General features: G+C 47.9%; 6 protein-coding genes. 1 reads left to right on the top strand and 5 read right to left on the bottom strand.

Translation table 11 applies throughout. The annotated features are described in order from the left end of the window. Positions 1–36: 36 nt before the first annotated feature. Together M3P05_RS10990 and M3P05_RS10985 are read right to left on the bottom strand one after the other, a co-directional pair. Complete coding sequence (locus M3P05_RS10990; protein WP_249699664.1) at positions 37–2,079, bottom strand: death domain-containing protein; 2,043 nt, start codon at positions 2,077–2,079, stop codon at positions 37–39. Positions 2,080–2,376: 297 nt separating this feature from the next. Next, on the bottom strand, positions 2,377–3,528 hold the full coding sequence (locus tag M3P05_RS10985) for a dicarboxylate/amino acid:cation symporter (RefSeq protein WP_249699663.1): 1,152 nt from the start codon (positions 3,526–3,528) through the stop codon (positions 2,377–2,379). 189 nt (positions 3,529–3,717) lie between these two features. Between M3P05_RS10985 and radA the strand changes: the two genes are divergently transcribed. Continuing rightward, on the top strand, positions 3,718–5,091 hold the full coding sequence (gene radA, locus M3P05_RS10980; protein ID WP_249699661.1) for a DNA repair protein RadA: 1,374 nt from the start codon (positions 3,718–3,720) through the stop codon (positions 5,089–5,091). A gap of 331 nt (positions 5,092–5,422) precedes the next feature. Here radA and M3P05_RS10975 read toward each other — a convergent pair whose 3' ends face one another. The 3 genes from M3P05_RS10975 to M3P05_RS10965 form a co-directional block, all read right to left on the bottom strand. Further along, the gene (locus tag M3P05_RS10975; protein ID WP_249699660.1) at positions 5,423–6,847 is read right to left on the bottom strand and encodes a DNA-processing protein DprA; all 1,425 of its coding nucleotides are present in this window, start codon (positions 6,845–6,847) and stop codon (positions 5,423–5,425) included. Beyond that, the gene (locus tag M3P05_RS10970; RefSeq protein ID WP_249699659.1) at positions 6,847–8,940 is read right to left on the bottom strand and encodes a RecQ family ATP-dependent DNA helicase; all 2,094 of its coding nucleotides are present in this window, start codon (positions 8,938–8,940) and stop codon (positions 6,847–6,849) included. Before M3P05_RS10970 ends, M3P05_RS10975 begins: the two co-directional genes overlap by 1 nt. A gap of 214 nt (positions 8,941–9,154) precedes the next feature. Further along, positions 9,155–11,128, bottom strand: coding sequence for a protein kinase domain-containing protein (locus M3P05_RS10965; RefSeq protein WP_249699658.1), 1,974 nt, complete (start codon positions 11,126–11,128; stop codon positions 9,155–9,157). Positions 11,129–11,233: the final 105 nt, after the last annotated feature.

Raw genomic sequence — 11,233 nt, 5'->3', positions numbered from 1 at the left:
AACGTAAACGCTTCGATAAAACAGTACCCGTTTTTATTATTTTTCAGGTCGTTGTTTAAAGTGTGCCTTCAACCTCTCTGCAGCGGCACCATTGCGATGTGACTGCAGTATATCCACGAGGAGAGCCGGTGTGGGAAGTCCAGCCTTCAATGAGTCATCCATCCCTTGAAGCCAATACTCCAACACTTGTCCAAAGTATTTTTGAGGGTTTCTGTAATAGCTTGTACCTATAGTCCGAAGCGTTTCAACTTTGAGGCGCATAAGAATGCCCAGGGAGAACCATTGAGACTCTCCTAGCATGCAGTCCTTCTTCAGAAGTGCTAACAACTTACCCAGATGCTCCCTGCGTAAAGGGGAGTTCAAGGTCAGTTGATCAAATGACAACTCAGGTTCAGTATCTGCCGCTAAAGAGGGTGGCTTATCAACACGCTGTAATATGCTTTGGAAGTGGTCTTCCAATCGCTTCCCGTAAATCGGTCCCCAGGATTCTTCCACGGCATTGACCAGATTTTTCTGGGTAGGAGTGCACGAACCTGGCCGTGAAGCGAAAGTTCTTACCCACCACCAGATGACCAGAAAAATTCTTGAGTCCTCGGGGTTATCTTCCCCAATCTCACTCAGTTGAATATCGCTCAGCCCCAGCTTCTGACCCAGTTGCCGCCATTTGTAAACGCTGGGAAGAGTTTGATCCTGCTGAATAGAAATAAACAGCTCAGTCAGTACCTTATCCTGTAATTCTCCAGATGCCCCACCCACCATCGGCTCTAGCTCTTTCGTCGATTCCTGACCGGCTATCTGTTTGTGAAAACCACCAGCTTCTATAGCTGCTCTATATTTTTTTCCTTTTTGAGCGGATAGAGCATTAACTGCACGATAAATCTTCCCAGCTGTTGCCCCATCTGCCTTTTGTTTTATCCACTTTTCAAGCAGCTTAGTTACACACAATCGGCCAGTATGCTGATCGGTTACGGGTTTGATGTCAGGATAAAACAATTCCAGATTAAGAAATAAACTAAAAATGCTATCATTGTCCATCTCCAAATATTCCAGCATGTCCAAAATGAAGGGGATGTGATTTTCTTCGATAACATCTCTGGTTTTTTTCCATGGCACCCGTTGCCATACCCGTTTGATATCAGGATTGGAATAGCTTTCATCTATTGTGTTCTGCGCAAACTTCTGCTCTAGATTTTCAGCACAGGCAGCGTCTCCAATTACCTTCAACGCCTGACACAACCGTTGAATCGTCGCAGCTCCTCGCATGTGGGTATAATCTTCACCGTCAATCCATTTTTTCAAAACTTCCCGGACGCATTTCTCACCGTCAACAGTTGACGAAAAAATGGATTCCAGGGCACTGACGTTCAGCCCCAGAGCCACACCGAGAATAAACCATTTTGTAACAAAAAAATTATTCTTACGCAGCTGTTCCTCCAGCTGCGCCAGGTGCGATTGGGTCAGTGGTCTATCCAGTGGCATTTTGTTCAGTGACACATACATATCATTTGCGACACTGGAGGGGGTGGAGTCAGAGTCATGGGGATCTAAACACCATTCACGCCTGATAGTCACTGCGCATTGGGGATCAACAGTTTCCAGGGCTTTTAAAAATTCATCAGGTGATGTGGGTCCACACTTAACAGTGCCTCCCTTCGTATACCATTCGGCAATCACGGGAATATAGCGATAATCCAGCGGATAGCGACACTTAAAGTTTGGTAATATGTGCGATTCCAGGCCAAGAGCCTTTCCCAGTTGCTCCCATTGGGTTACTGGGAATCGATTTTTTATCATTATTTCAAACAAGTACGAGAGCGCCGGATATGAGATTTCCCTCTGCATGGCCGCCTCTCTGCTTTTTTCTTCAGGCGATGTGGTCGCAGAAGTTGAGCTAACCCTTCTTGTTGCTATGGGTAAAGGCGTTGGTTCAGTTGCTATTGGTTCATCAAAAGTTCCTTCTGGCAGAGTTTCGGGCTTGTTGGCCGGTTCCCTCTCTACCTTTACGGTTTCCTCGCCTCTTTCAGCAGGCCACCTACTATGACTTGGCGGAGAATTTGTTGCGCCTATTCCTTTATACATGTTTTCTATCTCCTTACGAAACCTCACCAAATGGCAGCCGGTTAATTATGGTGTTTGAACAACCCGCATTCTCACTTTGGACAATGAATTGGATTTACTGATTCACAAACCTCTATAACCAGCTTGTTATTGATGCTGAAAGATTGGCAGGGATAAAAGTAAGGCTGGATTCAAGCAGTATCCGGGTATACGTAATCGTATATTTCTGACTCAATCTCCAGGTTGTCCAGAAATATACGCTTACACATGACCGGCTAATTAAGTTTGGTCAACTGTGAAGTGTCAAACCCATTGAAGTCAGGAGTTCCAGCGGTCTGAACTAATATGATCGACGACCGTGGCTATGGCTCCATCACCAACGACATTACAGGCTGTGCCGAAGCTGTCCTGGGCAAGATAAAGTGCAATCATCAGAGCAATGGCTGAGTCATTGAATCCCAACATGGATGTCATCAGTCCTACTGACGCCATGACCGCACCACCAGGAATACCAGGAGCAGCAACCAAAGCAACACCCAGAGCCATAAGAAAGGGAATATACATCGCCATACTGGGCAATCCCCCCAATGACATCAGCATAATCGCCATAGTACAAATGGTTATTGTGATCACACTTCCGGAAAGATGAATAGTCGCACAGAGTGGAATGGCAAAATCAACCACATGATTGTTGATCTTCAGTTTTCGGGCACAGTCAACAGTCACAGGAATAGCTGCAGCACTTGATAACGTTCCTACAGCCGTAATATAGGCAGGCAACATGGTTCGCAGCATGATCAAAGGGTTTTTGCCTGTGCCCAGACCTGCTCCCGTATACAAAACAAACAACCAGACCCAGTGCAGAAAAAGAGCCAGCGCCAGAACCCAGATAAAGGTCGAGATGGTATTGAACACTGTACCTGCAGCAGCCATCTCGGCAAAAACACCGCAAATGTAGATGGGCAGGCCTGGAATAATAGCTTTTAGAAGAAGCAGCTCAACAACACCACGCCCATGATCGGTAATCTTCAGCAGCTCTTTGCTACGAGTAACAGAAATCCCCACACCAAAAACAAAGGCGGTTACCAGGGCGCTGGACACTGCCAGCAAAGGCGGCAAACCAATAGTGAAATATGGTTGAATGTGTTGTCCGGCGTCAATATCTGAAGAGTTAACCACGACCACTTCCGGCAGAATGTAAGAAGCCGCAAAAAAGGCCAATAAACCAGCAGTAATAGTGGAAAGGTAAGAAAGCCCGATAGTCACGCCCAGAACCCTTCCAGAACCTTTCTGCAGACTGCCGATACCCGACATCACATAAAACAGAATCATCAGGGGCACTGCAAAGTTAAGAAGCTCGCCAAAGAGTCCCTTAAATGTCACCAATAGCTGGGTAAGAAACAAGGGAGCAAACAGCCCCATCAGAATACCGGCAATAATCCCTAATAAAAGTCGACCTATCAGTTTCACTCAGGCATGCCTCCCATGGCGAGTCATTCTGTTGAGCCTGATTACATTTTGTTATCAAACTCCTGTATATTAGAAGAAGGATAGACATTCCCGTACAAACTCACCTTCCAGGTTCTGTTGACGCAAGACGAAAGCTGTTGATCAGGATAAGATATCGTTTTCCTTTAACTGATTTCAGAACAACACCGGATGGCAAAATCCAAATCCCGCAAAGCTTTTGTCTGCTCAGAATGTGGCAGCGAGTCCAGCAAATGGCAGGGCCAGTGCCCGGACTGCAAGGCCTGGAATACCTTTAAAGAGATCAATCTGGGATCTTCACGCCCTCATGCAACCCCTGCGGGTAATCTCTCTGGTTTCGCCGGTTCTCTGGCTGCAGTTCAGGCTCTATCGGAAGTCAGTGCAGAAGAAGCTCCCCGCTTTTCAAGTGGATACTCTGAACTCGATCGCGTACTGGGAGGGGGCTTTGTACCGGGCAGTGCTGTTCTGATTGGCGGCCATCCGGGAGCAGGCAAGAGTACCATTCTGCTGCAAACGCTCTGCCATGTAGCCAGCAACATGAACGCGCTGTATGTCTCTGGTGAGGAATCCCTGCAGCAGATTGCAGCACGGGCCCGCCGTCTTGGCCTGCCAACTGATCGACTAAAAATGCTGGCTGAAACATCCGCTGAACGTATTATTCAGGTCGCAGAACAGGAAAAGCCCGGTATTATCGTGATCGACTCCATCCAGGTGATGTATATGGAAGGTGTTGATTCAGCTCCAGGTGGCGTTGCCCAGGTACGTGAATCGGCAGCATTTCTGACCCGTTTTGCCAAACAGACCGGAACCGTGCTTCTGATTGTGGGTCACGTCACCAAAGATAACTCTCTGGCTGGTCCCATGACCCTCAGCCATATCATTGATACTCAGTTAATGCTGGGCAATACCGATGATTCCCGCTTCCGGATTATGCGCGCAACCAAAAACCGCTTCGGGCAAGTAAATGAGCTGGGCATCTTTGCCATGACGGAACGCGGCCTGAAAGAAGTCAAAAACCCTTCAGCGATCTTCCTGTCGCGCGGTGAGGAGACAACCTCAGGCAGCATCATTAATGTTCTTTGGGAAGGGACACGCCCACTACTGGTAGAAATTCAGGCCCTGGTTGTTGAGTCTCAATTAGGTAACCCTCGCCGGGTGACTGTGGGCATGGATCAGAACCGCCTGGCCATGCTACTGGCCGTTCTTACCCGCCACGGTGGTATCTTCACCAGTGATCAGGATGTCTTTCTGAATGTTGTTGGCGGAGTGCGCATTACTGAAACCAGTGCCGACCTTGCCGGTCTGCTGGCGATTGTTTCCAGTCTGCGGGACAACCCTCTCCCCCAAGATATGATTGCCTTTGGTGAAGTTGGCCTGGCAGGTGAAATCCGACCTGTTGCCAATGGCCAGGAGCGTCTTATTGAAGCAGCCAAGCATGGCTTCAAGAAAGCAATAGTGCCCGTCGCCAATAAACCCAGAAAGGATATTCCAGGTATTCAGGTGATTGGTGTCACCAAACTCTCTGATGCGCTGGATGCTATCTAGTAGTACTTCGTTTCGCTCACTTTGCCTGCCAAAGTTTCCCACCGCGCAGGGCTGTCCTGCCCAGCGCGGTTCTCAGGCCATCTATGGCCTTTGAATCCAGCAACTATGACACGGCATCCTCACTGAAATGATGTACTGGATATCTAGCCAATACCCTCTCACAGTCAGGCACTTTTCCAAACCAAAGACTTCGCTCTGGGCATGAATGGACTCATCCCATTCCAGTTCATTCAACAAATATTCTGCAGTAGTCTTCTGAACTAGGGTGTCTTCGATTAAGAAAACCCCTTCAGACCGACTACTCGGGGGCAAGCCCTCGAGATTTCTTCCTTTAAAAGCCTTCCAAATCCTGTTGAGATGATGCTGTTTTATTCTTCCACCTGTAACGAACTGGGCGGCTTTGCCTTTCAATTTTTCCATCATTTATGGCGCGAAGTAACCACTCTTTAACCTGACTTTTGTGAAGTTCAAGATCTTTTGAAATATCATCTGCAGTTGTTGGCGCTTTACAAAGGGTGGCCAAATGCAGAAGAAAGTAATCATATAGAGAGCCTGGATTAGAGCTGTCTTGCTCTTCCGGTTGAAGAGCTCTTTCTACATCCTCTTGGACAAGCTCGGACGTCTGTTCCTTTTCTTCCTTGTCAGGGTGAAGGTTCTCTTCTTCCTGAGTTTCGCTCACATGGTCAGCGGGAGTTGTTGTTTCTGCAATGTCGTCAGGTATCGTCTCTGCAAACATTTCCTTCTCTAGATGCAGCTCTGTCCTTTCACTTTCAACCTGCTCAAAAGAAAGGCCAAGAGACGTACTACTCCTTGAGGAATCTATGCTTTTCTGTGAAGTAAGCAACGCACCAATAGATATGTTTTCTAAGATGCTTTCACACCACTGAGCACCTTGGGCAACAATCTCTTGGTTACCAGCACTCTGGTCTTCCGTAGGTTTTACCCATAACGGCACCCATCCTTTTTTCAGGTTTTCCAGAGCACCGTTCCATGTTCCACCTTTGGTGCCTGAATGAATAACCAGTGCAGAGTCCGCCATGCAGTAAACATATTTATTGCGGGCCATAGCATTACCGGCATTAAAACCGGCTTCAGGGTTAAATGGTGATATTAAGGCCAGACTTTTATTTGAAAGGTGGCTGCGCCATTTCCGTGCCATAGCTGCCTTAAGCAGACTATCGGCCATCACGCCGACAGATGTACCTTGGGCGTTTAGTGCACCCAGCATAGCTGTTTCATCAACACCTCTGGCACCTCCAGAAACAATACTAAACCCTTCCGATGCACTTTTTTCACCAATAGCAGTGGTAAAATCCAGATCCGCCTGAGTAGCATTTCTGGAACCAATAACCGCCAGCCCCCCATGGTTTAACAAGTCTTTATTGCCAACACCAAAAAACACTGGTGGCGCCAAAGTACCAAGCCTGGCCTTCAACCTTTTTGGGTAACACTCATCAGAGCGAGTGATCACCCAAAGACCTGCTCTGTGCCATTTCTCCAGAGCAAGAGCCAGGGCATTGCCGCGCCCAAGAAGTGACTGAATGCGATCCTGTGTGATTTTTTTATCCTGCCACCCTTCCAAAAGCTCACCAGGCTTTTCATGGAGCAGTTGGTCTGGAGAAAGCTGCTTGTCCTTCAGCCATAATGCAAACCGAGCCCACTCCGTGGGAGTCAGGGGTCTGGCAGCCCCCTTCTCGGACTTGGAGAAATATGCATTCAGCAACAAAATCGCCTGTGTGTTTTCTGAAATGCTCATCAATCACCTGTTGAGGTGGAAGCCAGCGCGACCGGATATACATTTCCACTGCCAGCCTGTCTTAGCAACGCTGCAGTAACTGTAAAAGTCCAACCAGAGTCCACAATATCATCAACCAGCAAAACAGGGCCGCTGCAACATTCTGTTACCGCAAAAGCATTGTCGAGATTTCGACATCTTCGATACCTGTTTTGTTGGAGTTTCTGCAGTTCATTGTCTCTGGTTTTTGCGATGGCGTCGACAAAAGGCAAACCAAGAGCTAACGCCAGCCGTTGAGCAAAGTTCGGTACAAGCTCTGGGTGGTTTCGTGAAGGAACGCAGCAAACCCACATAGGAAACTCTGCTGGATTCCAGCGCTCACGTATCATCTCAGCGGTTGCAGCAACAAGCTCATCACGGAAATGCCCCGTGTGTTTATCATCAGCCACCATATTCCCCCAGCCAGCATCCCCCCATCGGGAAAGTACACGCCCTTCCTCAGCTTGCAGATGTGCAGGAAGATTCGTCGGGAAACCATAATGAACAAAGGAGTTCCTGGCCGTTTGTTTTTTGGGTTTTATGATGGTCTCTGCCTGCTTCATAAATGCAGCGGCCTGGTGAGCCATATTGCGATCTACAGCTGTATCCACCACTGACCGGCCCAGGCAGTTAACACAACGTCCGCAAGGTTGCTGACTGTCATCATCCAAAGAGTTTCTGAGGAATGTCATCAGGCAGGCATCAGTCGCCATATAATTCTGCACCTCCTGCCACTCAGTCTCTCTTTGCTGTGTCAGGTGAGCAATTCGATCATGATCCATAGTGAAAGGGTTGGCAGTGCGGTACCAGGAAGAACCATCCTTAAAAATTGGAGCTGGGTTTTCGATACTCAGCATCTTCAGCACTTTTTCAATTTGCCTCATACTGACATTTGAGTGCTCTTCAAGTTGCCGAACAGTCAAACCATCAGCATTATCCAGGGCTTCCAGAATCTGGTTGACCTCATCTTCCGAGGGGAACGCAGAACCCCGAAAATATTCATGTATATCGCGATCTTCCCGACCACTGAGAAGAACACCGACCGAGGAATCAATACCACGACCTGCCCGGCCAACCTGCTGGTAATAGGCAACAATGGAACCAGGTGCCTGAAAGTGAATAACAAAGGCCAGGTCAGGCTTGTCGTATCCCATGCCTAAAGCAGTGGTGGCAACAAGTACATCAATTTCATTGTTCAGCAGAGCATCTTCAAGGTGCTGACGATACTGGTCACTATTTTCAAAAGCAGGGTCGACCACATCGCTGTAATAGGGTTTGGCATTGATATCATTCTCAACCAGCCAGCTGGCTACCTGGTCGGCATCCCGTTTGGTGAGCACATAGACAATTCCCGTGCCATCAAGTTGCGGGATTGTTTGGGCAAGCCAGGCCAGCCGGGAAGCTTGGTCGGGCAGCTCCAGTGTTTGAAGGCTGAGGCCATCCCGGATCAGGGGACCTCTGTGTAAAACAATATCCCCAAGCTGGGACTGAATATCCTCTACAACCCGGTTGTTCGCTGTTGCGGTTGTGCCCAGTACGGGAGTGTTGGCAGGGAGACGTTGTAGAATATTGATAATACGACGATAGTCAGGCCGGAAGTCATGCCCCCAGTCGGAGATGCAGTGAGCCTCATCCACCACCATCAAGCCGATGTTGCTGGCAACTGGCATAAGAACATCGTTGATAAAGTCATCATTTGCCAGCCGTTCCGGGGAGATTAGAAGGCAGTCAATATCGTCATTCAGTATCTGATGCTTTATTGTGTCCCACTCTTCCCTGTTGGTGGAGTTCAGGGTCACAGCTGCAACACCCAGCCTTGCAGCTGCATCAATCTGGTTGCGCATCAGGGCTAGAAGGGGGGAAATAATAATGGTGACGCCACGCCCGCGATCACGAAAAATTTTGGTACTGATAAAGTAAACCGAACTCTTGCCCCAGCCCGTTCGCTGAACCACAAGCAGCTTCTGGTTGTGATTCACCAAAGCGTCAATGGCTTCCCACTGCCCATCTCTGAAATCAGCTTCTGGTTTGTCCAGAGCTATTCTGAGCAGCTCCTGTGCCTGAACACGATCCATGGGCCTCCTGCCGGGAAAATAGTTTGTGATGCTCACATATCCTCCCATTATGCACCCGTTGTCGTTGATTCGGGAACTGCCCAAGTGTTTTTCTTAAACGGTAACTTCTCCATTCATGAGACGGGAGAGGAGCAGGTCTCCAGGAGACTCACCATTTGCTTATTCTGTTTATGTAAACTGGTACTTCATTTCACTGACTTTTCTGCCTGCCAAATCATAGTTGCTGAAATGATGTACTGGATGGCCCTGAAAGCTGTAAGAATGGATGTTGAAGTAACTCTTCATAGGAAGAGTTACTCAGCCAGTCATCACCAGTTGCCCTCATAAAATTATTCACAGCAGAAGATTGGACATCACCTCTTTCAGGCTCAGGAAGCCGATCCAAAAGATATCGGGTCAGACTACCCAGTGACCAGATATCGGATTTCCAGCTCGCAGGCTTACCAACTTCCAACTCTGGAGCGATATAACCATTTGTCCCTCCGGAAAATATCGCCTCTCCAGCCTGGCTCAAATCACCTGCCACACCATAATCACCAATTCGCACCTGCCTTTTTTCATTAATCATGATGTTGCTCGGGGTGATATCAAAATGGACATAGCCTTGCTGATGGGAAAAACTCAAACCCTGTACAACAGAGCGCACAATATTTTTTACCTGCTCCATCGAAGTAATTGCCACCTTATCAAGTGATAAACCGGCATCTTCCTGCAGCATCACTATCCGAGCCTCTGGACTCCCGGCATCCTCTATCCAGCTATCCTGAATGGTTACAATATTGGGATGGTTTAAATGTGAGACAGTGTGAGCCTCCCGTGCAAGAATTGGATAAGCATCATGCCATTTTCCTTTTTCACCCTGGTCATACCAGCTGGCTGATTTTTTGATCCAGCTTTTCCCGTTCTGATCTTGAACTCTTTCAACCCGGGACCATCGCCTTACATACCGTGCCTGGTTATTGTCATCGCGCTCAGGAATCCAGCCATCAGCCCTGATGACTTCTGTTGGTGAGTAGGTATCTACTTGGTGCCACCAGCGAGACATAGACTCCAGGGCATCATCAACTGGTTTCTCCAGCAAATAGACCGCCAGCTGATAAAGCAGGGTTTCCATAATCCTTGAAATCCACAGAGGAACCCTGAACTGACCGGAATACTGCTGAGATGTTGCGTAAGCTAAGGCTCCCGGAAGCCCTGGTGACCAGCTTTGATTATTTTCCAGACAGAGAAGCGAGGTGCTCGTGGGATCAAGAGTAAAACAGTTCTCTTTATTAGGTTTTAATTGAGCTTTTATCCCTGAAGGAGACTGACAAATAACTTCCTGATTAAGCAACTTCTCACTCAGGCAATGAAGAACACCAGCCTCCAGCACACTGGACAAATCTGATTCTGAAGCAGTCTGCCTGTAGGAGTCAGTTAGATACTCCATCAGCAATTGATGTTCTGCTTCAAACAGCTTTGCTGAGTTCCATTCACCATCCCGCAAGTGCCACAAGAATAGGACTCCATTATCCGATTCCTGTTTAAGCTTGATTTGGTCAACATCCAGCTCAACAGCACGATTAACCAGCTGTGCTATTGCCAGCTGCCATGGGTCAGTCAACTTGGCAGTATCAACCCTGTCCAATGGAACAACAGTTATAAAATTCCCACTCTTTAGAAGGTGGAAATCAATAAAGACAGATTGATCAAGGGCCTCCCCAGGATAAAGTGGCATCACACCATAGCGCTTTGTTCCCGCCATATTTTGTGAACGAATCAATAGTTCGGAATACAAAGCACTGGAGATTTTTAAACCTCTCCAACCCAACAACAACCAGTGCCATCCCTGCATGGCTGATGTTAATGAACCATTCTCATATTGTTGTAACAGCCATTGCTGCCACCCATACCCCATGGCTTGACCGGAATAAGCCATGGCATAAGTCATCAGTGTTTGAATAATCCGTCTGGAGGCTATTGAAGTTCCAGCCTGAATCAAAGTGTTCACAATCACTGCAGGCAGTTGAATATCCTGAAGCTGAAATATCCCCGAACGGGTGTGAATATACGTACCAGCCGGAGTCACCGTTACCAGACGATTACTGGTATCCTCATTCCCCACAGCGAAGGTGGAGAAAAGCACCAATCCGGCGAAAATCATGGCCGGTAGCTTGTTCTTTCCTGAATTATGGTTTTCTAGGCCCAATTATTATTTCTATTACGACTTATCCGCAGACAGGACGGACAGAATAGCAAAGCATTCAGCCCATACCGCAGGTTCAAAACAGCCTTGAGCGTGTCATGGACAAAG

The sequence above is a fragment of the Parendozoicomonas callyspongiae genome, from assembly GCF_023502345.1.
In the GTDB taxonomy this organism is placed as follows: Bacteria; Pseudomonadota; Gammaproteobacteria; order Pseudomonadales; family Endozoicomonadaceae; genus Sansalvadorimonas; species Sansalvadorimonas callyspongiae.
Note: the sequence above shows the minus strand (reverse complement) of the source record. Positions and strands in the feature narration are given on the sequence as shown.

Excerpts from the sequence above, each read along its gene's own strand:
- M3P05_RS10990 (WP_249699664.1), bottom strand. The coding sequence starts at position 2,079 with ATGTATAAAGGAATAGGCGCAACAAATTCTCCGCCAAGTCATAGTAGG.
- M3P05_RS10970 (WP_249699659.1), bottom strand. The coding sequence starts at position 8,940 with ATGGATCGTGTTCAGGCACAGGAGCTGCTCAGAATAGCTCTGGACAAA.
- radA (WP_249699661.1), top strand. The coding sequence starts at position 3,718 with ATGGCAAAATCCAAATCCCGCAAAGCTTTTGTCTGCTCAGAATGTGGC.
- M3P05_RS10975 (WP_249699660.1), bottom strand. The coding sequence starts at position 6,847 with ATGAGCATTTCAGAAAACACACAGGCGATTTTGTTGCTGAATGCATAT.